Annotated in this window: 18 protein-coding genes; 15 read left to right on the top strand and 3 right to left on the bottom strand. The window is 31.9% G+C overall.

Annotation, left to right across the window (positions count from 1 at the left end; all coding sequences use genetic code 11):
* Positions 1-44: 44 nt before the first annotated feature.
* The 4 genes from ABNT65_RS13780 to ABNT65_RS13765 all read left to right on the top strand — a co-directional run bounded on the left by ABNT65_RS13780 (position 45) and on the right by ABNT65_RS13765 (position 2,917).
* Positions 45-1,100, top strand: coding sequence for an NAD(P)/FAD-dependent oxidoreductase (locus ABNT65_RS13780; protein ID WP_348746086.1), 1,056 nt, complete (start codon positions 45-47; stop codon positions 1,098-1,100).
* A gap of 218 nt (positions 1,101-1,318) precedes the next feature.
* Positions 1,319-2,227 (top strand): sterol desaturase family protein, encoded by a 909-nt coding sequence (locus ABNT65_RS13775; protein WP_348703354.1) that lies wholly within the window; start codon positions 1,319-1,321, stop codon positions 2,225-2,227.
* A 16-nt stretch (positions 2,228-2,243) separates the two neighbouring features.
* Positions 2,244-2,579: a hypothetical protein gene (locus ABNT65_RS13770; RefSeq protein WP_348737497.1), complete on the top strand. Its 336-nt coding sequence runs from the start codon at positions 2,244-2,246 to the stop codon at positions 2,577-2,579.
* A gap of 2 nt (positions 2,580-2,581) precedes the next feature.
* Positions 2,582-2,917, top strand: a complete 336-nt coding sequence (locus tag ABNT65_RS13765) for a 2Fe-2S iron-sulfur cluster-binding protein (RefSeq protein WP_348703356.1) — start codon at positions 2,582-2,584, stop codon at positions 2,915-2,917.
* On the opposite strand, the gene ABNT65_RS13760 is transcribed toward ABNT65_RS13765, so the two are convergent.
* The 3 genes from ABNT65_RS13760 to ABNT65_RS13750 all read right to left on the bottom strand — a co-directional run bounded on the left by ABNT65_RS13760 (position 2,900) and on the right by ABNT65_RS13750 (position 7,538).
* Positions 2,900-3,439 (bottom strand): flavodoxin, encoded by a 540-nt coding sequence (locus ABNT65_RS13760; protein ID WP_348703357.1) that lies wholly within the window; start codon positions 3,437-3,439, stop codon positions 2,900-2,902. The genes ABNT65_RS13765 and ABNT65_RS13760 overlap by 18 nt on opposite strands.
* Positions 3,432-4,985 carry a PepSY-associated TM helix domain-containing protein gene (locus ABNT65_RS13755; RefSeq protein ID WP_348746085.1) on the bottom strand — a complete coding sequence of 518 codons (1,554 nt, stop codon included), beginning with the start codon at positions 4,983-4,985 and terminating at the stop codon, positions 3,432-3,434. The genes ABNT65_RS13760 and ABNT65_RS13755 overlap by 8 nt, the downstream gene beginning before the upstream one ends.
* Before the next feature lie 150 nt (positions 4,986-5,135).
* A complete protein-coding gene (locus tag ABNT65_RS13750) occupies positions 5,136-7,538 on the bottom strand; it encodes a TonB-dependent receptor (RefSeq protein ID WP_348703360.1) in 2,403 nt (800 codons plus the stop codon).
* A gap of 289 nt (positions 7,539-7,827) precedes the next feature.
* Between ABNT65_RS13750 and ABNT65_RS13745 the strand changes: the two genes are divergently transcribed.
* The 11 genes from ABNT65_RS13745 to ABNT65_RS13695 all read left to right on the top strand — a co-directional run bounded on the left by ABNT65_RS13745 (position 7,828) and on the right by ABNT65_RS13695 (position 25,749).
* On the top strand, positions 7,828-8,985 hold the full coding sequence (locus ABNT65_RS13745) for a homogentisate 1,2-dioxygenase (RefSeq protein ID WP_348746084.1): 1,158 nt from the start codon (positions 7,828-7,830) through the stop codon (positions 8,983-8,985).
* Positions 8,986-9,222: 237 nt separating this feature from the next.
* Complete coding sequence (hppD, locus tag ABNT65_RS13740) at positions 9,223-10,383, top strand: 4-hydroxyphenylpyruvate dioxygenase (RefSeq protein WP_348703364.1); 1,161 nt, start codon at positions 9,223-9,225, stop codon at positions 10,381-10,383.
* 78 nt (positions 10,384-10,461) lie between these two features.
* Positions 10,462-11,379, top strand: coding sequence for a tryptophan 2,3-dioxygenase family protein (locus ABNT65_RS13735; RefSeq protein WP_348703365.1), 918 nt, complete (start codon positions 10,462-10,464; stop codon positions 11,377-11,379).
* A 194-nt stretch (positions 11,380-11,573) separates the two neighbouring features.
* Positions 11,574-12,353 (top strand): DUF3108 domain-containing protein, encoded by a 780-nt coding sequence (locus ABNT65_RS13730; RefSeq protein ID WP_348703367.1) that lies wholly within the window; start codon positions 11,574-11,576, stop codon positions 12,351-12,353.
* 140 nt (positions 12,354-12,493) lie between these two features.
* Positions 12,494-13,774 carry a peptidoglycan DD-metalloendopeptidase family protein gene (locus tag ABNT65_RS13725; protein WP_348746083.1) on the top strand — a complete coding sequence of 427 codons (1,281 nt, stop codon included), beginning with the start codon at positions 12,494-12,496 and terminating at the stop codon, positions 13,772-13,774.
* Positions 13,775-13,776: 2 nt separating this feature from the next.
* Positions 13,777-15,351, top strand: coding sequence for a glucose-6-phosphate isomerase (gene pgi, locus ABNT65_RS13720; RefSeq protein ID WP_348746082.1), 1,575 nt, complete (start codon positions 13,777-13,779; stop codon positions 15,349-15,351).
* Positions 15,352-15,473: 122 nt separating this feature from the next.
* A complete protein-coding gene (locus ABNT65_RS13715) occupies positions 15,474-18,299 on the top strand; it encodes a TonB-dependent receptor (RefSeq protein WP_348746081.1) in 2,826 nt (941 codons plus the stop codon).
* 168 nt (positions 18,300-18,467) lie between these two features.
* On the top strand, positions 18,468-18,890 hold the full coding sequence (locus tag ABNT65_RS13710) for a hypothetical protein (protein WP_348703827.1): 423 nt from the start codon (positions 18,468-18,470) through the stop codon (positions 18,888-18,890).
* A 68-nt stretch (positions 18,891-18,958) separates the two neighbouring features.
* Positions 18,959-19,687: a lysophospholipid acyltransferase family protein gene (locus ABNT65_RS13705; RefSeq protein WP_348746080.1), complete on the top strand. Its 729-nt coding sequence runs from the start codon at positions 18,959-18,961 to the stop codon at positions 19,685-19,687.
* Between the two features lie 359 nt (positions 19,688-20,046).
* On the top strand, positions 20,047-21,027 hold the full coding sequence (locus ABNT65_RS13700; RefSeq protein WP_348703373.1) for an acyl-ACP desaturase: 981 nt from the start codon (positions 20,047-20,049) through the stop codon (positions 21,025-21,027).
* A 1,545-nt stretch (positions 21,028-22,572) separates the two neighbouring features.
* Positions 22,573-25,749 (top strand): hypothetical protein, encoded by a 3,177-nt coding sequence (locus tag ABNT65_RS13695; protein ID WP_348746079.1) that lies wholly within the window; start codon positions 22,573-22,575, stop codon positions 25,747-25,749.
* Positions 25,750-25,754 lie beyond the last annotated feature (5 nt).

The raw sequence follows: 25,754 nt of genomic DNA, 5'->3' as shown, positions 1-25,754 counted from the left end.
AAGGCAGGAATCTCCGTATAAAAGAAGAATATTTTTGTAAGAAAATGATAAAAACAGACATACTAATTATTGGAGCAGGGCCTACTGGGTTATTTACCGTTTTTGAAGCTGGTTTGTTAAAATTAAGATGCCATTTAATAGATGCTTTACCACAACCAGGAGGACAATGCTCAGAAATATATCCCAAAAAACCAATTTATGACATACCTGCTTACCCAGAAATATTAGCTGGAGATTTGACAAATAAATTAATGGAACAAATTAAGCAGTTTGAACCAGGGTTTACTTTAGGAGAAAGAGCAGATACGGTTGAAAAACAAGAGGATGGAACCTTTATTGTTACTACTAACAAAGGGACAAAGCATCAAGCTCCAGTAGTAGCTATTGCTGGTGGTTTAGGTAGTTTTGAGCCAAGAAAACCTCCTATTGCAAATATTACTGATTATGAAGACAAAGGAGTAGAGTATATGATTAAAGAGCCAGAATTATATCGAGACAAAGATGTGGTAATTGCTGGAGGAGGAGATTCTGCGTTAGATTGGTCTATTTTTCTTACCGATGTAGCTAAGTCGGTAACTTTAATTCATAGAAGAAATGAATTTAGAGGAGCTTTAGATTCTGTAGATAAAGTTCAAGAATTAAAGAATGAAGGTAAGATTAACTTGATTACACCTGCTGAAGTAAAATCAATTGTTGGTGAAGGTAAAGTTGAAGGAGTTGTTGTTGAACAAAAAGACAAAGAGCCAGTTACATTAAAAACGGATCATTTTATTCCTTTATTTGGATTAGCACCTAAATTAGGTCCTATTGCTAATTGGGGATTAGAAATTGAGAAGAACGCTATTAAAGTAAATAATGCTTTAGATTACCAAACTAACGTTCCAGGAATATATGCCATTGGAGATGTAAATACGTATCCAGGTAAATTGAAACTTATTTTATGTGGATTCCATGAGGCTACTTTAATGTGTCAAAGTGCTTATCAACGCATTCATCCAGACAAAAAATATGTAATGAAATATACAACTGTTGGTGGGGTTCATGGGTTTGATGGTACTAAAAAAGAAGCACCAAAAGCAGTGGTGAAAAAAATTGAATAATTTTCAATCCTTTAAACAGACAGAATATACTCAATTTAATTCGGGAAGATTAGTTAAATAGTCTTCCTGATTTATCTTTAGGATTAAAAAATCATTTAGAAAGTTAAATTTTTAATGGTTTTCACCTTAAAAAATAAGTTAAAGTAGTATTTGTTTTAGGTTAAAATAATATTGTAAAAGAAATGCTAAATTTGTAGCAACCAAAAACAAAATTAATATTGACTTTAACAGATTATATACAACAGCTATCTCAAGACACACTTTTATATTTTGCGCTACCAGTTTTTTTTATCAGTATGTTGGTAGAGTATCAATTTGCAAAAGAAAAATATCACGGAAAAGACACAGGAGTTTCCTTAGCTATGATGATTTTCTCTGCTATTATTGAGTTTTTACCTAAAGTGTTAGCTTTTGTTGTGTTTTTTTATTTGCATGAATTAAGTCCGTTAAAAGATATAGTACAACGTCAATGGTGGGCTTGGATATTGTTGTTTTTTGCAGATGACGTTTCTTATTACTGGTTTCATCGTTTAAATCACGAAGTACGACTGTTCTGGGCAGGTCATGTGCCTCACCATTCATCTGTATATATGAACTTAGGAACAGCATTACGTCAAGGAGTAGGAGAGCGTATTCATAAATTTTTCTTTTGGTTGTGGATTCCTTTGTTAGGAATTGATCCTTTAATGATGTTTACTATGATGGGAATTAGCTTAATTTACCAGTTTTTTGTGCATACAGAATTGGTAGATAAGTTTCCTAAACCAATAGAGTATATTTTTAATACACCGTCACATCATAGAGTACATCATGCATCGAATATTCGTTATTTAGATTGTAATCATGCAGGCATTCTAATTATTTGGGATCGTATGTTTGGAACGTTTTCAGAAGAGTTAAAAGAAATAGACCAACCTGTTTATGGTTTAACAGTAAATATTGAAACATTTAATCCAATAAAAGTAGCGACACATGAATATACGGCTATATGGAAAGATGTAAAAAGAGCAAATACATGGAGTGATAAATTAAATTATATATTTAATTCGCCAGGGTGGAGTCATGATGGAGAAGATAAAAGAGCAAAAGTTTTAAGAAAGAAGTTAAAAGAACAAGAAGAAAATTAGGTTGTAAATAAAAACTATGTTAGTTATAAATTGTTTAGGAAATTATTTTGATTCCGAAATTTCTGGGGTTGATTTGTTTGTTTTTTTTATTGGTGCTTTGTTAATACTTGGTTTGTTAAGCTGGTATTATGGTAAAATTTCCAATAAAAGTTCTATAGTAAGTTTAAATTCAGAAAGCAGTGTTTTTTATGATTTAAGAGATGTGCTTCTTCAAGAAAAAAGTAATATAAAAGACTACCATTTAGTAAATGAGAATAAGAGTGTTTGGGTAAAACTAGTTGTTTTTGTTTTAGTACTATTGGTAGCAACAACACCTTTATTTGAGTTGTTTGGAATACAAACTATATACTAAAAATGGATAACCAAGATATTAATATAAAAATTACAGATAGAGAAGGCGTAACACATGAAGTAGTTGCACCAACTGATATGGCAATGAATTTAATGGAAGTAGTACGTTCATATGAGCTGGCACCAGAAGGTACTATTGGTATTTGTGGAGGTATGGCAATGTGTGCTTCTTGTCAATGTTATGTAAAATCCAATCATGAACTTCCTGAAATGACAGATGATGAAGATGCCATGTTAGCTGAAGCTTTTTATGTAGAAGACAATAGTAGACTTGGATGTCAAATACAAATAACTCCAGATTTAGATGGTTTGGAGGTTGAATTAGCTCCCGAGAGCTAATTCAACAACCTTTTTATATTCTTTCTGAATATCTTCTAGCCAAGTTTTCAATCGTTCAGAGGTTAATTCTGGTTGATTGTCTTCATCAATGGCTAATCCATAAAATAAATCTTCGCCTTCAATTTCGGCTTTAGACTCTGTAAAGTCGTATCCTTCAGTAGACCATTTACCTACTACAGTACCTCCATTATCAGTAACTACTTCAGCAAGCATACCCACGCCATCAATAAAATACTCACCATAACCGTATTGATCTCCTAAACCAAAAATGGCTACCGTTTTTCCTGTAAAATCAATAGTTTTAAACTCATCAAAATAACTTTCCCAGTCACTTTGTAAGTCGCCATCATACCAGGTTGATAAGCCTAGGATGAGAAAATCAAATTGTTCAAAATCTGAGGTGCTTGCATTACTAACTTCAGTTACTTCAATTTCACTAAGATTCCATTGATCTACAATAGAATGTGTAATTTCTTCTGTCATACCAGTATCAGAACCGTATATTAATCCTATTTTATCCATTGATGCGTTGTTCGTTTAAATTTTTAATTAAGAAAACACTGGCTATCACCATTAATATTAAAACTAATATCTCTGATATGTTAGAAGCTTCGTACATGAAAGAGCTTAAAACATGGTATAGATTATATAAACCTCCAATAATAGCCCATATAAAAGATATCCAAACAAACCATTTTTTGGAAACCTCTAAGGTTAATAAGGCAAAAAGTAAAGCCATGCCTTCAAACAGAATTCTATACATGTGGTGTACAAAAGGAACTTCTCCAGTTGCGTCTTCCATCATTACACTTTCATGGTAGTATACACTGAAAAGCCCATATATATGGTGTACAATCCATCCGATGGCAATAAAAAACCATAAAATTGAAATTTTTGTTCTCATAGGTATTGTGTTGTTATTAAGTTCTTGATTGTTTTTTTGTGTTAAAGTTTTTGCACGTTTCTTTTTTCTGTTGTGTAGCCATAGCATGGTACCTGTAACTGGCAAAGAAGCTCCGATTAGCCCAGCCAGAAAAACGATTATTTTACCACCAATACCTAAAATACTTCCAGTATGGATATCGTAGTATAGGGAGTTGAATTTTTCTCCAGCATTTTTTTGAGAGTCTAGTTTACTTTTTATTAGTTTACCAGAATCAGGCTGTAGGTAATAATTGTCTGAACTACCAAAACTATCATCATTTGGATATGCTGTTACTTGAAGAGGAATGGTGTCCTGTTGAGGTAAAAAATAAATAAAAAGGTTTCTGTTGTTTTGATTATAGTCTAATTGTTGTTTGGTGGTAGCTAATGCATTTTTATTAAAAACAGTTGATGTTATCGTGGTTGTTTTTTCTGTTTTCTTCTTTTCAAAAGTAACTAAACTATATAATGCTCCATCTACCCATGTAAAAGTCCAAGCTATTCCGGTTATGGCTACAACTAATAAAATAGCAGAGGCATAAAACCCTAATACATTATGTAAATCAAAGATAACTTTGTGTTTTTTTGCTTTTGCTTTTGTTTTTATAGAAAACTTAGATTTTCTACCCTTTTTGGTTTTAAAAACTTTAGTGTTTTTAGGGAACCATAATATTAATCCGGTTATTAATGATAAAATGAAAACAACTACAGACCAACCAATTATTTGGGTTCCTAATTCGCCTAGTAATAGATTTTGATGTATGTATAAAACAATGACAAAAAAATCACTAGCTAAATTTTTCTCTTTTAATAAGTTACCGGTGTAAGGGTTTAAATAACTAAAGAAATATTGCTGATCTTTTTCAGTAAGTAAAATGGTACTTCTGGTGGTTTCGGTAAAATCGTATATCCTAAGAACATTGTTGTCAGATTGTTTTTTGTATTCGTTTAATAAATTATCTAATGTTAGTTCTTGTTGGTTTTTATGAACAACAGTGTAATAAGGATATGCAGCTAAGCGTATTTCTTTTTGAAAAGCATAAATACAACCAGTAATACATACAATAAAAACAATAAGACCTGTGAGCAAGCCTATCCATAAATGAATGAGTCGTACGTTTTTTTTAAAATCAATTTTTTTCACATTTTTTTATTTAATAACTAAACTCTGATTGTATAATCAGAGCTTAGTTTAACTAATTGAAATTTATTAACATAAATCGTTAAATGAATGAAACTATATGTATCATATATTAATGTTTAATAGCTATAGTTTATTCGATTTTTTAAACGATTAAAATTTATAAGTTAAAGAACCGTAGATTGCTCTAGGTTGTTGTGGAGTTACTGTACTCCAACCTTTGTAATATATTTTATCAGTAAGGTTATTAGCATTAATGCTAGCTCTAAATTTGCTGTTTTCATAATAAACCGCTGCATTGAAAATTGTATATGCAGGCAAAATGAATTCTCCAGCAATAGGGTAGTCAACCATAGTATTTACATCACTAGCTCCGTTAAAACCACCAGCAATTCCAAAATTCTTTAAAGTCCCTTGAGGGAATTTATAATCAGCCCAAAAGTTATAGTTAAACTTAGCGCCAGCTTCAGCAAAACGTTGCCCCACTGAACTTGGGTTAGAGTCAGATCGTGTAATTTCTGAATCATTATAACTAAATCCACCTCTAACATTTAAACCATCTACTGGGTTAGCGTTTGCTTCAAATTCTATACCTTGACTTTTTACAGCACCATCCTGTGTTTTTGTAAAGCCAAACCCCATTATTTTATTATCTACATTAATGTTGTAGTAAGTAAGGGTAGTTTCCAATTTGTTTCCAAACAAGTTTGTTTTAACTCCTCCTTCAAATTGATTAGCATTCTCTAAGTCGAAAGATAAAAGCACTCCTTGGTTAGTAGCTGGATTGATAGCATATTCAGGATTTACATAAGAGAATCCATTTTGATAATTTGCAAATACTGAAACTTTATTAAGAATAGGTTGGAAAACTACACCAAACTTTGGTGAAAAAGTAGATTTAGTATATTCTGTAGGGTCATCTGAAGGTGTGTTTTTATCCCCTTCATAGTCAAAGCGATCATAACGTACACTAGCCATTACTGATAATTCTGGTAAAATATTTACCACATTAGAGATGTAAGCGCCAAAAATATTTTGATTAAGATCACTATCATTGTTTGCTGAATTGGCTAAAGCAGCTGTAATATTTCTTTTATTAACAGGTAAATTTGCAAAACCAAAAGCTGCAGGAAGAGGTATTAGTTGCCCCTGTGGGTTAACTGCATGTATACCTACTCCAGAACCACTAGTGTCTTGGTTTAAGGTTTGAGACTCAAGATAATCAACACCTAAAACAACTCTATTACGAACTTCACCTATTTTAAAATCACCAGTAAAGTTTTGTTGTAGGTTTAATGTATTGGTTTCTGAGTTTAAGTTCATGGCATACAACCCAAATACATTTGCTTGCAGGTTATATAAGTAGGTATACTGTCCGTTAGATTTTGCATTACCTCCAGCAATAATAGATTGAGAAGTTATGTTATCTGTAATTTTATAAACTACCTCTCCACGATAGTTTTGTGTTGGGTTTTTTACAGACACATCATTGTTGGTTAAAGATAAATTGGTGTCGTAATTTAATTCATCAAGATTTTTAAAAGCTAATGGAGCGTTTCTGTTTAAGAATAAAAAAACTTGATTAGTTTGGTCAGTTGATGATAGCTCATAATTAAAGTTTAACGCTAACTTATCTGAAACTTGATAAGAGATTGCTGGAGCAAAAAAGTGTGATTTTCTAAATCCAGCATCTTGAAAGCTGTCTTCAGATTGGAAGCCAGCATTTAAACGTAAAGAAAACTTTTCACTTTGATCAGTAGTGTTAACATCTACATTTAATTTTTTAAAACCAAAAGAACCATAGCCTAAACTAATATTTCCACCAGTTCCTTTATATGGTTTTTTGGTAACGATGTTTATTAAACCACCATAAGACGTTACAGTACTTCCAAATAATGTGGCAGATGGACCTTTGATAACTTCAACACGCTCCACATTAGAAGGATTTATAAATCCATTAGTAATACCAGGCATTCCATTTACTAATTGAGGTTGAACTGAAAAACCTCTTACAGAGTAGTAACCAGCTCCGTCACCAGTTCTTCCTGTAGAAGGCCATAGTTGGTCTACACCTACTGCATTTTTCAATGCATCAGAAAAATTGTTTACATTTTGAGATACTAAAAGTTGATTAGTAATTGTACTGTAAACTTGTGAGTTTTCAATGTTTTTTAAAGGTAATTTAGCTACATAGGCAGTCTTTTTTCTAGAAAATTTATTTGCTCTGTCCGTATCAATTACAATTTCTTGTAGTAATTCGTTTCCTTCAAATAATACAATATTAATAGTATTGTCTGGTGCTTGAAATTGTATAAATTTGGTTTTGTAACCAACAAAAGAGGCTATAATTTCTTGAATGCCACCTGGAGCATTTTTAATTTCAAACTTACCATCAATATCAGTTTGAGTCCCTTTTTTGGTTCCTTTTATTAAGATGTTAACACCTACCAAGGGCTCATTATTATTGTCTTTTACAGTACCACTAATGTCTCCCCCTTGTGCTACTGAGATTGCTATTCCTAAAAATATAGAAACAGCGGTTAATAATCCTTTCATTGTTTTTATTTAGATTTATTTTAATTAAGGCAAAATTATCTTACTTTTGGTAAAAAACAAATTTTATTTAGATTAATTTTAAATAAAAAACTATAACCTTTTGAAAATTTGCTGTTTATGAAGCCAAGAATATTCTGTATATTTGTAGGAACAATTACTAATTATGATGGCTTGTAATCCTTTTGATGGTTTACTAATACTTCTAAAATTTCTTATTAAAAGAAATCCAGAATAATGTAGGTTTAGAGAATACAGTGTTTTAAGTATTAATCTTTAAATCAAATAAATTATGCCTTTTTATCATAAACTTGGGAGTATTCCTCCTAAAAGACATACACAGTTTAGAAAACCTAACGGAGATTTGTATTATGAGCAACTTTTCGGAACCATAGGTTTTGATGGAATGTCAACCAATAGCTACCATGAATTTAGACCAACTATGGTCAAAGAAATCAGAAAACAATATTCGGTAGCTCCAAAAGTAGCTAAAGAAAATAATATTCAATCGTATCGATTAAGAGGGTTTCAAGTACCTCAAATAAATGATTATCTAGAAAGTAGAAAAGTTGTTTTAACAAATTCAGATTGTAACATTATCTTATCTGCTCCTAAAGAATCAACCAAAGAGTATTTTTATAAGAATACTGATGCTGATGAAGTAATTTTTGTTCACAAAGGAACAGGAAAATTACGTACCATGTTAGGGAATTTAGATTTTAAATATGGTGATTATTTAGTAATTCCTAGAGGGGTTATTTACAAATTAGATTTTGATTCAGACGATAATCGTTTATTTATAGTAGAGTCTTATAGACCTGTGTATACACCTAAAAGATATAGGAATTGGTTTGGTCAATTATTAGAGCATTCTCCATTTTGTGAAAGAGACATTAGAAGACCAGAGGAGTTAGAAACTCATAATGAAAAAGGAGATTTCGTTATTAAGATTAAAAAGAAAAACGAAATTTTTGAAATGGTGTATGCTTCACATCCATTTGATGTAATTGGCTATGATGGATATAATTATCCGTATGCATTTTCTATACATGATTTTGAGCCAATAACAGGTAGAATTCACCAACCACCACCAGTACATCAGACATTTGAGACTGATGCTTTTGTAATTTGTAGTTTTGTGCCAAGATTATATGATTATCATCCTGATAGTATTCCTGCTCCATATAATCATAGTAATATTGATTCTGATGAAGTTCTGTATTATGTAGATGGTGACTTTATGAGTAGAAATGATATTGAAGCAGGACATATTTCATTGCATCCTGCAGGGATACCTCATGGGCCACATCCTGGAGCCACGGAAAGAAGTATTGGAAAAACAGATACGGAAGAGTTAGCGGTAATGGTTGATACTTTTAAACCATTAATGGTAACAGAGGAAGCTATGAAAATAGCGGATGAAGACTACTTTAAGTCTTGGTTAGAGTAATTTAATTAGTTAAGAGGAATTTTGTATTGAGTTAATATTAATTTTCTCATTTACATTATAGTTTCTAGTTGTAGTTTAATGCTAGAACTCAAACTAACATTACTTTTCTACGTAAGATTATTTAACAAAACAAAAATTAACAAAGATTGAAAAGAGGATACGTTGAACTTTAAAAGAAAATATACTTGATAAAGTATCAGTTTTATAACCTGTTTTCAGTTTCAAAAAAGAACAACAATGTCAAAAGAAATAAAATCAGTAAACTACGGTTTAGAAAAAATATTTGAAGGAGCACAAGACTTTCTTCCGCTTTTAGGAACAGATTATGTTGAGTTTTACGTTGGTAATGCAAAGCAATCTGCTCACTTTTATAAAACAGCTTTCGGATTTCAATCACATGCTTATAAAGGACTCGAAACTGGTTCTAGAGATTCTGTAAGCTATGTGTTAAAACAGGATAAAATACGTTTAGTATTAACCACTCCATTAAATAGTAAATCACCAATTAATGATCATATCGTTAAGCATGGAGATGGAGTTAAGATTGTGGCACTTTGGGTAGAAGATGCCAGAAAAGCGTATGAAGAAACTACAAAGAGAGGTGCAAAATCATATATGGAACCTGTAGTAGAAACAGATGAACATGGAGAAGTTGTAAGAGCGGGTATTTATACGTATGGAGAAACGGTACACATGTTTGTGGAGCGTAAAAATTATAACGGAACATTTTTACCAGGATTTAAAGAGTGGAAAACAGATTACAATCCACCAAGTGCCGGGCTTAAATTTATTGATCATATGGTTGGTAATGTTGGTTGGAACCAAATGGATAAATGGGTAAAATGGTATGAAGATGTAATGGGATTTGTTAATTTTTTATCTTTTGATGACAAGCAAATCCATACAGAATACTCAGCATTAATGAGTAAAGTAATGTCAAATGGAAATGGAAGAATAAAGTTTCCAATAAATGAACCAGCCAAAGCTGCTAAGCGTTCACAAATTGAAGAGTATTTAGATTTTTATGAAGGAGAAGGTGTACAGCATATTGCAGTTGCTACGGATGATATTATTAAAACAGTAGCACAATTAAAAGCTAACGGAGTAGAGTTTTTACCACCACCACCGCAAGCGTATTATGATATGATTCCTGAGCGTTTAGGAGAACATATGTCTATTATGAAAGAAGATATTTCAAAATTACAAGAGTTGTCAATTTTAGTAGATGCTGATGAAGAAGGATATCTTTTACAAATATTTACCAAGCCAGTTGAAGATAGGCCAACATTGTTCTTTGAAATAATTCAACGTATGGGAGCAAGAGGATTTGGAGCAGGAAATTTCAAGGCTTTATTTGAGTCTATTGAAAGAGAACAACAGTTAAGAGGAACACTTTAATCAAATAATTTATAGTAAAATGATAAAACGTCGTTACAAAAAGTATATTTGTAACGACGTTTTTTAATTTATAGACCCATGAGCAAAGAAGAAATTTTAAAGGCATTAGAAAAAAAGTATGAAAATTTAGACGTGCCTTTAAATTCCATGTTAGAAGGTTTACTATGGAGTAAGCCAATTACCTATTGGGATTATATTCAAACAGATGCACTACTTGGATTACAAATACCAAGAACCACTGAAGCAGATGAGATGGTATTTATTATGTACCATCAAGTAAATGAAATCATCTTTAAAATGGTGTTGTGGGAAATAGATCAGGTGGCAAAAGCAACGGAATTAACCGCAGAAAAATTCTCAAAACATTTAATGAGAATTAGTCGATACTTTGATATGTTATGTAGTTCTTTCAATGTAATGGCAGAGGGAATGGATATTGAGCAGTATTTAAAGTTTAGAAATACATTAACACCTGCAAGTGGTTTTCAAAGTGCGCAATATCGTAAAATAGAATTTGCTTCAACTGAATTAATAAATTTAATAGATGCACGCTACCGAGATACTATTGATAGAGATTCTTCGTTTAAAAATGCATACCAACATTTGTATTGGCAAGCGGCAGGAGTAGATCATAAAACAGGAGAGAAATCAACCTTAATTAAGTTGTTTGAGAAAAAATACATGGGAGATTTTATCGACTTTATGGAAGATTATAATGACTGTAACTTGTCAAAGAAGTTTCAAGAGCTGCCAAAAGAAGTTCAAGAAAATGAAGAATTAATACAAGCAATGCGCCACTATGATTATTCAGTAAATGTAAAATGGGTAATGGCGCATTATAACGCGGCTGGAAAATATTTGGGAGGAGATGATTCGGCATTAGAGGCCACAGGAGGAAGTAATTGGCGTAAGTATTTACATCCTAAGTATCAAAGAAGAGTTTTCTTTCCATACGTGTGGAGTGAGGAAGAACTAAAAAATTGGGGTACTTTTTAATCGTAAGATTAGTAGCCAAGGAGTTAGTTCGTCAATGCTTTGTTAAGAATTTTCTTTTAATATTTTTGGCTAGATTCTCCTATGCTTGCATTGGGATAATTCAATAAATAATAGAGCCATTAATTTAAATTTAATTAATGGTTTTTTAATTTTTGGAATGGAAATTGTCTATTAAAATCCATAAGTTTGACATTATGAAAAAAAATAAAATTATAATATTATTACTTTTAGTAGCTGCTAATATATGGTCGCAAGAAGAGGTTGTACCAGCTTTCAAAGGAGGCGAGTGGTTACGTTATAAGATGAGTTACAGTGGTTTTTTAAGAGCAGGAACTGCCGTTTTAGAACTAAAAGAAGAGGAGTTAAAAAGCAAAAAAGTAATTCATGCTACAGGAAAAGGTTGGACAACAGGTATGGTAAGTTGGTTTTTTGAAGTAGATGATACTTATGAAAGCTATTTTGATTCGCAGGAAGTTAAACCTTATCTCTTTAAAAGAGATATTAACGAAGGTGGATATAAAACGAAGCGAAATATTACCTTCAACCATGAAAATAATACTGCTTATATACAAGATTTTATAAAACAGAAAGATAGTGTAGTCTCTGTTAATGGACCACAAGACATGATTTCTACTTTTTATTTTTTAAGAAGTCACAATACTAAGAAAATGAAGAAAGGCGAAGAGATTAATGTAGACATGTTTTTTGATGGTAAAAGTTTTCCGTTTAAATTAAAGTTTTTAGGATATGATACATTAAGTACGAAGTTTGGAAAAGTAAAAACACAAATGTTCCGTCCTTTAGTACAGGCAGGTAGAGTTTTTAAAGCACAAGAAAGTGTAACTGTTTGGATTACTGCAGATGATAATAAAATACCGATTAAAATGAAGGCTTCTTTAGCAGTTGGCTCTTTAAGAGCAGAGTTAGAAGCATATAAAGGATTAGCAAATCCGTTTGAAATAATTATAGATTAAACCATTCACAATTTTTAGGAATTGAATTTTTAATTATTTTCTACGATTAAATCAAAGTTGTTTAACGTATTGTTAAAGTGTAAAAAACAAGTGTAAATATTTGTATTTTTGCGGTTATTTGGCAATTTAAAACAACTTTTTTGAGAAAATTCACCCTAGCACTCGTCATTCTTATCGCATTTTTTTCTTGTAAAAAAGAAAAACCAGTTGTAATAACACCTGTTAAAGTGGTTGAAAAACCCAAACCAGTGTTTTTACATGGTTTTAATTTAGATAACTATAATGTAGTGAATGACACGATAAAAAATGGTGAAAGTTTTGGTGTTATTTTAGATAGACATCATGTTATGTATCCAAAAATTAATAAAATTGCCACTGTTATAAAGGATACTTTTGATGTAAGAAGAGTGAGATCCGGAAAAGCATATACTATATTAACTACCAAAGATTCACTACAAAAAGCACAAGTGTTTATATACAAACACAATAAAATTACATCCACCGTAATTAATTTTCAAGATTCAATTATAGAAGCTTATAAGCATAGAAAAAAGGTAACAACATTAGAAAAAGAAATTGCTGGTGAAATATCCTCAAGCTTATCTATAACTATGGATAGTTTAGGGTTACAGCCTACACTTACTAATTCTGTGGCTGATATTTATGCATGGACGTTAGATTTTTATAGATTACAAAAGGGAGATACATTTAAACTAATTTTTGAAGAAAAGTTTATTAATGATACCACGTTTGTAGGATATGGAGAAGTAAAAGCTGCTATCTTTAAGCATAAAGGTGAAGACTTGTATGCCTACCAGTTTGTTGCCGATAGTATTAAAAACGTAGCAGAGTATTATGATGAAAAGGGAAATATGTTAAGAAGTACCTTTTTAAAATCGCCTATAAAATTTCAATATAGAATTTCTTCAAGATATAATTTAAGAAGACGTATAAAACTGTATGGTAATAGGATACGACCACATAAAGGAACTGATTTTGCAGCTCCGTATGGAACACCTATTATGACTACGGCTAGCGGAACAGTAATAGAATCTAGAAGAAGAGGTGGTAATGGTAACTATGTAAAAGTGAAACATAATAGTACCTATTCTACACAGTACTTACACATGAAAAGAAGAAAGGTACGTGTTGGAGACTATGTAAAACAAGGCGATATTATAGGTTGGGTTGGAATGACGGGGAATACTAGTGGTCCTCATGTATGCTATCGTTTTTGGAAAAATGGAAGGCAAGTAGATCCTTTTCGTGAAAAATTACCTTCTGCAAAACCTTTAGTAGATAGTTTAAAACCAAAGTATTTTAAGTTTATAAAACCTTTAAAACAACAGTTAGATAGTATTCCTTCATTTACAAAAGAAATTCCTAATTTAGTTGAAAAAGAAATAATAGCTACAGAGTAACTATGGCATTAAAAAATACGAATCCAACCCAAACAATAGCTTGGAAAAAGCTAGAAGAACATTTTCAAGAAGCAAAACATTACCAACTTAAAAAACTCTTTCAAGAAGAAAATGAAAGAGCTACAAACTACAAATTACAAGTTGGTGACCTCTCTTTAGATTATTCTAAAAACCACTTTACTTCAGAAACCTTAGCACATTTAGTAGCTTTAGCAAAAGAGTTAAACCTTAAAGATGCTATTGAAAAATATTTTACAGGAGCGGTTATTAATCAAACAGAAAATAGAGCCGTTTTACATACTGCATTAAGAAGCACTACAGATGAAGTAGTTTTGGTAGATGGAAAGGAAGTAAAACCAAAAGTTCAAACTACCTTAAGAAAAATTAAGGCATTTAGTAATAAAGTCATTTCTGGAAAATGGAAAGGGTTTACGGGTAAATCCATTACGGATGTAGTAAATATAGGAATAGGAGGGTCAGATTTAGGACCTAACATGGTGGTAGATGCACTTAAATTCTATAAAAATAAATTAAATACACATTTCGTGTCGAATGTAGATGGAGATCATTTACACGAAATCATAAATACCTTAAATCCAGAAACAACACTATTTGTTATTGTTTCAAAATCATTTACTACACAAGAAACCATCACTAATGCCAATACTATAAGAGATTGGTTTTTAAAATCGGCAACAGTATTTGATGTAGCCAAGCACTTTGTGGCAGTATCTACAAATTTAGAAGCCGTTACTAATTTTGGAATAGACAAAAAGAATATTTTCCCAATGTGGGACTGGGTAGGCGGTCGCTTTTCATTATGGTCTGCTGTAGGGCTAACCATTAGTTTAGCTTTAGGGTTTGATAATTTTAAAGCGTTATTAAACGGAGCGGAAAAAATGGACTTGCATTTTAGAAATACACCGTTTGAAGAAAACATGCCTGTAATTATGGCTTTATTAGGAGTTTGGTATACAAATTTCTTTAAAGCGGAAACCGAAGCCGTGTTAAGTTATGCACATTATTTGCAAAGATTCCCAGAATATTTACAACAAGTAAGTATGGAAAGTAATGGTAAGGGAGTAGATAGAAATGGAGAACCAATCAATTACCAAACAGGAGCTATATTGTGGGGAGGTGTTGGTACTAACATACAACACTCTTTCATGCAGCTGGTACACCAAGGAACAAAAAATATACCAGTTGATTTTATAGGAGTTGAAACTTCTTTACATGCAGATAGTAAGCACCATGAAATACTAATGGCTAATTTTTACGCACAATCAGAAGCTTTGGCTTTTGGAAAAACAAAACAAGAAGCCCATTTAGAATTGAAAATGGAAGGCAAAATGCAGGATTTGAATACTTTATTACCCTATAAAGTATTTGAAGGAAATAGACAATCCAACACCATTTTGCTAAAAAAATTGTCTCCAGAAACCTTAGGAATGTTAATTTCTGCCTATGAACACAAAGTTTTTACCCAAGGAGTGTTGTGGAATATTTATTCATTTGACCAGTTTGGTGTAGAATTAGGAAAGGTTTTAGCTAAAAAAATATTAGAATCGCATAAATAGTATCTTAACATTTGTGTATTTAAAACTTAAAGGAGTGTTAAAAAACTTAACATTAAGTTAATATTGGACAGATGTAAAAACAAGAATTTTGCCCAAGCATTTAATAACAATTAGATTAGACAATGAGAAAATTTAAAAATGTATTGCTTGTAGCATTGTTCTTTGTGGCTGCTACAGTTTTAGGGCAAACCAAAATTACTGGTACAGTGGTTGATGAAATGGGTGAGCCATTACCAGGAGCTAACGTTGTAGTAAAGGGGACTACCAGCGGAGCTGCAACTGATTTTGATGGAAAGTTTATGTTAAACGCTACATCAAACTCAGGTACTGTTATTGTATCTTTTATTGGTTACAATAATAAAGAGGTAGCATATTCAGCTGCACAAACTAATTTAGGAACAATTGAATTGGAGCCTTCTAATGTTTTAGGTGAAGTTATTGTTACTGGTGTAATTGATGTAGCTAAAGATAGAGAAACACCTGTAGCTGTTTCTACTATTAAGGCAGAAGAAATCCAAGAGAAATTAGGATCTAAAGAATTTCCTGAAATTTTAAACACAACACCTTCTGTTTATGCAACTAAGCAAGGAGGAGGTTTTGGTGATGCTAGAATTAATATCCGTGGATTTGACCAAAGAAATACTGCGGTAATGATTAATGGTATGCCGGTTAATGATATGGAAAATGGTTGGGTATATTGGTCTAACTGGGCTGGTTTATCCGATGTTACTTCTGCAATGCAAGTGCAAAGAGGTTTAGGTTCTTCTAAATTAGCAATTTCTTCTGTGGGTGGTACTATTAATGTATTAACTAGTGCAGCAGATAAAAAAGAAGGAGGTAGAGTTTATGCAGGTGTTGGTAATGACAACTATTTAAAAACTACTGTTTCATACAATACTGGGTTACTAGATAACGGAATGTCTGTATCTGCTTTATTTGGTAGAACATCAGGAGATGGTTATGTTGATGGAACTGAATTTGAAGGATATAATTATTATTTAGCTTTAGGATATAGACCTAATGATGATCATAACTTACAATTAACTATTACAGGTGCTCCACAAAGACATAATACTAGAGGTTTTGCACCATCTATAGGTGATTATATTAAATTTGGTGGAGTTGCAGGAGAGCCTAATAGAAAGTATAACTCTGATTGGGGATACAGAAATGGTAAAGAAGATACTTTTGGAGGAAACTTTTACCATAAACCAGTTGCTTCTTTAAACTGGAACTGGCATATTAATGATAAATCTAAATTATCTACAGTATTATATGCTTCTTTAGGACGTGGAGGTTCAGTAGGAGCAATAGGTAGAATTAATGGAAAGCAGTTCTTTCAAATTAGAGATGAAAACGGTTTAAATCGTTTTGATGATATAATTAAGTGGAATTCTGGAGGTACTGTAGCTGATTTTGGTGCAGATAGAGAAGTGTATACAGGTGGAGCAGGAGGACCAGCTTCATTAAATGGTCAGTATGTTAACGGTAATAACAATCCAGGTCAGCATTTTTCTGCTGATAAACCTTGGACTAGGAGCGGAGAGAATGGTATTTCTCAAAGATCTTCAGTGAACTCACACAACTGGTATGGAGCAATTGCTAACTTTAATACAGAGTTAAATGAAGAATTAACTTTTGATTTTGGTGTTGATTTAAGAAGTTACAAAGGGATTCATTACAGAAGATTAGTGGATTTAATGGGAGCTGATGCATATATTGATAATGATGATATTAATAATGTAGGAAGAGTTGTTACAGCTACTTATGAACCTGAAATCTCAAATATTTTAAATGTTTTTTCTAGTGTAGATGATGAGGTTAAAGTTGATTATTATAATGATGGAAAAGTAAATTGGATGGGAGCTTTTACTCAATTAGAGTATAAGAAAGATGATATTTCTGCATTTATCCAAGGAGCAGTTTCTCGTCAAGGATTCAAAAGAATAGATTACTTCAATTATTTAGATTCTGATCCAGAGCAAGAATCTGCATGGCAAAACCTTTGGGGTGGAAACATTAAAGGGGGTGTTAACTGGAACATCAATGAGAAGCATAATATTTTTGCTAACGCAGGTTACTATTTAAAACAACCTATTTTTGATGCGGTATTCCCAAACCGTACAAATAATAATGTAAATGAAGGTTTAACTAATGAAAAAATATTAGGAGTTGAATTTGGTTATGGTTTCCGTCATGAAAACTATAATGTAAATCTTAACCTATATAGAACTTCATGGAAAGATAGATTCTTAAATTCTACAGCTACTTTTAATGAGGGAACTGCACAAGAAGTAAGAGGTACAGCTAATTTAAGTGGTGTTGAGCAAGTGCATATGGGAGTTGAGTTAGATGCTACCGCTAAATTTGGAAATTTAACTGTTAGCTTAATGGGGTCTATAGCAAGTTATGAGTATGGTGCTGATGTAACAGCAACTTATTTTGATGAGAATAATGCACCTATTTTAGTTGGGGGTGTTCAACAAGAAAACACTTTGTACTTAGATGGTAAGAAAGTAGGAGATGCACCTCAAACTACATTTAGATTAGGTTTTGATTATGAAATTATCGAAGGGCTAAAGTTTGATATTAGTAATTTCTTTGTAGGTGACCTTTACGGAGGTGGTATAGATCCAGAGGCTTTTGGTGCTCAAAACAATGCTCCAGACGCTGTTAAGTTGGCTGCAAAAGAAAGACAAACTATTAAATTACCAGGTTATTCTTTAATTGATGCAGGCTTATCTTATAAGTTTAGATTTAAGAATGATTCATCTGTAGGGTTAAGATTTAATGTAAGTAACTTAACTGATGAGTTATATATTTCAGAGTCTGATACTAACCGTGAAGCTAACCCAGGAGATACTACTTGGAGAGGTATAAATACAAGAAACAGAGTTTTCTTTGGATTAGGTAGAACTTGGAATTTAGGTGTTAACTACACGTTCTAAGAAATATTCTAAAATTAAAATACAAAACCACCTCAAATGAGGTGGTTTTTTGTTTGTTATGGCTTCTTTTATAGGTAAAATATGAGAGTGTTAATGAATAAGAATTTTAATCTTAATGAGTACGGAAAAATCAGTAAATTTGCTAGAACATAAACTAGCAAAAACATGATGAAAACAATCCACTCTTATTGGGCATATTTAGTACTAGCAGTGTTAATTTTTACCGTAGTAAATGCCATTATAGGATTAACACAAAAAAAAGAATTTACCCATAAAGAATTTCGTTTAGGGTTATTTACTTTAATAACCACCCATATACAATTGCTTATTGGTTTAGGATGGTATTTTATGTCGCCTTGGTATAAAGCTTTAAAAGCCAACGGAGGCGAAGTAATGAAAGATTCTGGAGCTAGATTATTAGCTATAGAACACCCATTAATGATGTTGATAGCCATTGTATTAATTACCATAGGATGGTCAAAACATAAAAAACAAGTTAAAAGCGAAGCGAAGTTTAAAACCTTTGCTGTTTTTTACGGAATAGCACTGTTATTAATACTAACAAGAATTCCTTGGAGTAATTGGTTTTAAAACAAATAATATAATAAGTCCCGATTTAAACGGGACTTTTTTATTTTTGCCAAAATGTATACAAACAAATGAAACTAATAAGTTATCTATTGTCGCCAATATTTGCATTGGTGTTTTTTTTAATGCTGTTACTATTTCATCCATTACAATGGTTAGGGCTTAAACTATTTGGTACTAAAGGACACCAAAAGGTAGTAGACATCATGAACTGGTTTTTAATAAAATCACTATTAGTGTTAGGGGTAAATGTTCAAGTTAAAAATGAACACCAATTACCTGAAAATACCACGTTGTTATTTGTAGCGAATCATCAAAGTATGTTTGATATTCCACCTATTATTTGGCATTTTCGTAAACATTGGCCAAAGTTTGTTTCTAAAAAAGAGTTAGGAAAAGGCATTCCAAGTATTTCGTTTAATTTACGCCATGGAGGAGCCGCTTTAATAGATAGAAAAGATGGAAAACAAGCTTTAGGAGAATTAGCAACCTTTGCTAAACGTATTAAAGAAAATACATGGTCGGCAGTAATATTTCCAGAAGGTACAAGAAGCAGAACGGGAAAACCAAAATCATTTGCACCTAACGGATTAAAAATGCTGGTAAAGTACAACCCAGAAGCCTATGTTGTGCCTTTAACTATAAACAACTCATGGAAAGTATTTAAGTATGGTAAATTTCCACTAGGTGTAGGTAGTCCTATTAAAATAACTACCCACAAACCTATAAAAGTAGATAGCATGCCTTTTAATGAGTTGTTAGCTACTGTAGAAGAAACTGTAAAATCAGGAATCCAATAAAAAAGGGACTAATTAAAAACAAATGAGTTAATAATAATAACTTAGCATTTAAGTTACTTGTTATAGCAAATATTTGCTGATTAATTTGTAGTATTGGTTTACAGAACTTAATAAAGATCAAGTGCTGCTTAAGCAAATAAAATTAAAAGGAAAATTGGTCTTAAAAAGAACAAAGACTAATAGTTAAACACCATAAAGCTGAAGTACTAAATTCTATAACTCCTTTAAAGGAAGTTTAATGTAAGTAATTAGTACCTTTAAAAACCACACTATAAGTTATGTGGTTAATAATGTGTATATTGCGCGACTTAAAAACAAACACAAAAACAACTAAAATATAAAACCCCATAAATAACATTATGTCTATACAAAACATACGTAGAGAAGTAATGCAAACGCTGGAAAAAAACATTGACAGTTTTGTAGACAAATTTTTAGTACCTATAGAAAAAATATGGCAACCCACTGATTTCTTACCCAATTCACAAGAAGACAGTTTTATAGAAGAAGTACAAGAAATACGAGAAATATCAAAAGAATTAGATGATGACTTTTGGGTGGTGCTAGTAGGAGATACTATTACAGAAGAAGCCTTGCCTACTTATGAATCTTGGTTGTTAGATTTAGATGGTATAACGCAACAACCAGACAATGGCTGGGCAAAATGGATTCGTGCTTGGACTGCGGAAGAAAACCGACATGGAGATGTATTAAACAAATACTTATACCTATCAGGTAGAGTAAATATGCGAGAAGTTGAAATATCAACCCAGCACCTAATTGCAGATGGTTTTGATATAGGTACAGCAACCGATCCATATAAAAACTTTGTGTATACCAGTTTTCAAGAATTAGCTACTTACGTATCTCATTTAAACGTAGCCAAAATAGCAAAAGCTAAAGGACACAAAGCTCTGGCTAAAATGTCTAGAATTATTGCAGGAGATGAAATGCGTCATCATTTAGCCTATACAGAATTTGTAAAAGAAATCTTTAAAATAGACCCAAGTGAAATGATGTTGGCGTTCCAACACATGATGAAGCATAAAATAGTAATGCCAGCCATGCATTTACGTGAGTCCTTTGGTACTAAAGGAGATTTGTTTGATGATTTTTCAACAGTAGCACAACGCATAGGCGTATATACTGGTTTTGATTATGTAGACATTTTAAAGAAGTTAAACACTGCTTGGGAAATAGATAAAATAACCAATTTAACACCAGAAGCAGAAAAGGCAAGAGACTATCTAATGAAGTTGCCAGAAAGAATGTATCGAATAACAGAACGTATAGTAGTTCCAGATACCAAATTCAACTTTAAGTGGATGATACCCGCATAATTACTTATAAGTACTTAGTGTTTAATTTTTAGTTAGTAATTAAAAATTAAACACTAAAACTTATATAGAAGTACTTTTTTAGAATTTTGTTAGTTCTAATACAAATAACCTTTGATTCCTTGCTTTGATTCTGTAATTATCCTTAAACCCTAGATACATATTTAAATATCTAGTCATTACAAACGTAGCCTAAGCGAAGTGAAGTAATCTTTCACTTCAAACCTTTTACCTTTTCCAAAAAATACTGCCAAAGACTGAAAACTAACAGCCCTTTTTGCCTAACCAAAAATTATAAAATATTTAGATGTTTCGTGCTAAAGAGTTCATAGGGGTAATGGAAAAGTCTTTTGGTGCTTCGTACTAAAGAGTTCATAAGGGTAGTGGAAAAGCCTTTTGGTGCTTCGTGCTAAAGAGTTCATAAGGGTAATGGAAAAGCTTTTGTTAACTGCCAATAGCTAAAAACTAAGAGTTTAGCCACATTTTAAATTTATGGTCATTACAAACGTAGCCTTTGCGTAGTGAAGTAACCTGTTTGTCAAGACTTAGAGATTGCTTCTTCCGTTAACACTGCATCGCAATGACGTGATAAAATTTTGTTTGTTATCGTCATTACGAACGTAGCCTAAGCGAAGTGAAGTAATCTTTTAGTCAATAATCTGTATTCAGTTATAAGTGTTTATTATTAGTATTGAGTATTGAGTATTGAGTATTGAGTATTGAGTATTGAGTATTGAGTATTGAGTATTGAGTATTGAGCACTGAGCACTGAGTAGGAGCTAACTGCCAATAGTAAAGACTAAGAGTTTAGCCACATTTTAAATTTATGGTCATTACGAACGTAGCCTAAGCGAAGTGAAGTAATCTTTTAGTCAATAATCTGTATTTAGTTATAAGTTTTTATTATAAGTATTGAGTATTGAGTATTGAGTATTGAGTACTGAGTATGAGGAACTAACTGCCAACAGCTAAAAGCTAAAAATCCATTTCCACCTTCTACCTCAAACCTTCCGTCTTCAACCAGAACCAAGAGATTGCTTTATACCTCATATAGTTTTTAATGCTAAGTATTTAATTATTAGTTTTAGCAACCGCCAACCGCCAACCGCCAACCGCCACTGCCATTTCCTTCCGTCTTCAACCCAAAAACTAGAAGGTCATTTTATGGGTTTTAACACTTCTTTAACAAAAACAAGGCTAAAAAGCACCCCAATAGACCAAAAAGTACCTTTTTCGATTACTTTTTGTAACGGAAAAAAGTCCCCCTTTTACAAAAGAGCTATTTAATTTTGTTTTGAAAAAATTATGAACTTTAATTATTTACCAGTATGAGATAAGAAGAAGCTTTTGTTTTATTTAACATTTATTTAAGAAAAAACAGTAAAAATCATCAAAAAACACTAAAAAAGTAAGTCAGTGACTTACTAAAAGTAAGCCGTTGGCTTACCACTTTTAGTTTAAGTCCAATTAATTTTGTTTTTCAGACTTAGCTAATTAGGTCTGAATGCAACACCAAATACTAATTAACTAAAAACAATTAAAATAATTATGAAAAAAGTAGTATTTAGCATTTTTACAATGCTATTTTGTGTATATAGTTATGCACAGGAATTACCCAAGGTTGTTCCGCCTTCTCCAACGGCTTATGAGTTAGGAAAATATGGAGAAACCCCTAAAGGAAATTTTACAGGAACCGTACAAGCTAACGTACCATTATTGGTTTATAAAACCACTAATTTAAGTGTTCCTTTGTATTTATCTTATAGTTCAAATGGAATTAAAGTAGACCAAATGGAGAGCAATGTAGGTTTAGGTTGGAGTTTAAATGCAGGAGGCGTTATTAGCCGAACTGTAAGACAAAGACCAGATGAAGATAGAACTACATCAATTCCTGAAGCCATTTATAGCTCAGTTACTAGCCCAGCAGTCTTAAAATACTTGTTTGATTCTTCGCAAGAAGACTCTAAAGCAGATGCACAAGTAGATGTTTTTAATTTTAACTTTTTAGGAAAAACAGGAAAGTTTGTATTAGATAAAAATAAACAACCTGTATTGCTTACTGGTAATAGCTTACAAATAACATTCACAAATAAAGTTTTTGAAATTACGGATGAGCTAGGTATTCAGTATACCTTTAGAACAACAGAAAGCTCACAAAGCAAATCAAAAACAATAGGAGGAGTTCATGAACCTTGGAGTGATTTGTTTACTACCTCTTGGTACTTATCAGAAATAAACCACCCAAAAGGCGATCAAATAACATTTGTGTACGAGGCAGATACTAAAAATTATAACACAGGAGAAAGCCATTCTTTAAGAAAACATTCAGATAACCATACTACAGCAACCTATTATAAAACCTCTAAAAGCATTAGCTATGGAATATTTAATGGAGTACTTTTAAAAGAAATTTACAGCAATCAAAGTACCTCAGGCATGGTATTACTTACCAATGTTGAACATTTTACCAAAAAAATAGAATTGAAAAAGTCTAATACTATTTTTGAAGAAGTATCTTTTAAATATCTTAAAAACAGTAAAGAAAGAGTTTTTCTTGAAGAAGTTACTTTTAAAGATCCAGCTAAAAAATATACATTCAACTATATCAATCCTGTAAACTTTCCTGCTAGATTATCCTATAGTCAAGACCATTGGGGGTATTACAATGGAAAATCAAATAGTACTTATTTTTTCCCAAACCCTTCAATTACCAAAAATATGTCGGGAGTTTTTGAAAACTATAATGGTGGTGCTAATAGAGAAATAGAAGGAAACTTAGCTCAAACAGGATTGTTACAAAAAATAACCTATCCAACTAAAGGTTATACAAGCTTTGAATATGAGAGTAATACATATTATGGTAGCGAAGAAATTCAGCCTCCACGAATAAACAAAGCACTCGCTGCTAATACAAGCTCAACAATTAGGCAAAGAAGTAGCTCATTTGTGTTTGATGAAATAACAGATCATCAAGAAGTAAACTTTTTTACGGATTTACTATACCTAGCCAATTGTGAAACATTTGCTCCTCCACATAGAGAAAGAGCAGAGATAAAAATAGAGAATTTAAGTGGTGGAGCTCCATCTTTTTATACCAAAACTTCGGGAGAAAAAATTTACATTGGTAGTTCTTTTTATATCTCTCCAAACCAAAGTAAAGTATTTTACGCTTCTTTAACTAAAAATACAAAATATAGAGTAACCATTACCACAGAATCTTATTGTTTAAAAGGAAACTTGCGTTTTTCTTATTACAAAGGCAGCCCTACTTTACTATATAAAAACATACCTACTGGAGGTATGCGTGTTAAGAAAATTATCAACACATCTTCAAACGCTAATGAAAATGAAATTACAAGGTTTTATTATGCTAAAAAGGACAACTTAACCAGATCTACAGGTTATAAAGGATTAAAACCTTGGTATGTAAGAGCTGTAAAAAATAAAACATTAAAAAATGGAGTGTTAGTAGATGATAATTATAGTGTGTTAATGTCATCAAGTATTCGAAATCTATACCATAATGAAGGAGCGTATGGTACTAAATACCCTACAGTTACCGTAAGTTATGGAGGTGATAATTTTGAAAAAGGAGGCGAAGAACTTACCTATAACATAGGAGATGATTTACAAGGTAGGTTAATGTATGGAGATAGAATTGAAGGGAGTGTTAATAGTGTTATAGCTTGGAAAAACGGATTGCTAAAAAATGCTACAAAGTTTAAAAAAGTAAACGGTAGGTTTATAACGGTACATACTACTGAAAACTTATATAAAAGAGATAGTAGAATAAATAGTAATGTAAGAGGTGTTAGTGTACGAAAAAACTACGATTTGTTTAGACCTTATGATCCCTCTAAAGGTATTTTAAATATTGAGAACTTGGATGTAATGACTAATACATTTGTAACTAATTGGCATTATAAATACCGAACTATAGAAAAACAGTTTGATGAAAATGGTAGTAACCCAATAATTAATACCACCAATTATTTTTATGACAATGCAAACCATTTACAGTTAACCAGAACAGAAACTACGGACGCTAATGATTTGGTATTAAAAACCCAAACCTTTTACCCAAATGATAAAAATAAATTAAGCGGATTAAGTGCTACAGCGTCTATGGCTATTGATCATTTAATAAGCGAGCATAGGATTGCAGAACCTATACAGGTAAAAACATTTATAGGAACAGCATTACAAGCTACAGAGCGTACCAATTACAAAAACTTTAAAGGTTTGTATTTACCAGAAACCATACAAACAGCAAAAGGTAGCTTAGGTATGGAGAACCGCGTGGTATACCATAATTATGATAATAAAGGAAACCCTATAGAAGTGAGTAAACAAGATGGTACTAAAACATATTACGCTTGGGGGTATCATAGGACCCAACCCATTGCTAAAATAGAAGGATATACAAGCTTAACTACAGCCCAAAAGACTGCCATTAACAATGCTATTACCGCTTCTAATAATGATGTTTCAGAGGCAACAGAAAATACATTAAGAACTCGTTTACAAAGTTTACGAGATAGTTTTACTAATAAGGCTATACAGGTAACAACTTTTACCTATGATCCATTGGTAGGTGTAACAAGTATTACAGACCCAAGAGGAAAAACGACCTATTATACCTATGATGGTTTTAATCGTTTACATTTAATAAAAGACAGCAATAATCAAATAGTAAAAGAAAATCAATACCATTATAAAAATTAAGTCAA

This window comes from Tenacibaculum sp. 190524A02b, assembly GCF_964036645.1.
Taxonomy (GTDB): Bacteria; Bacteroidota; Bacteroidia; order Flavobacteriales; family Flavobacteriaceae; genus Polaribacter; species Polaribacter vairaonense.
The sequence above is the reverse complement of the archived record's forward strand: the minus strand, read 5'-3'. Positions and strand labels throughout refer to the sequence as shown.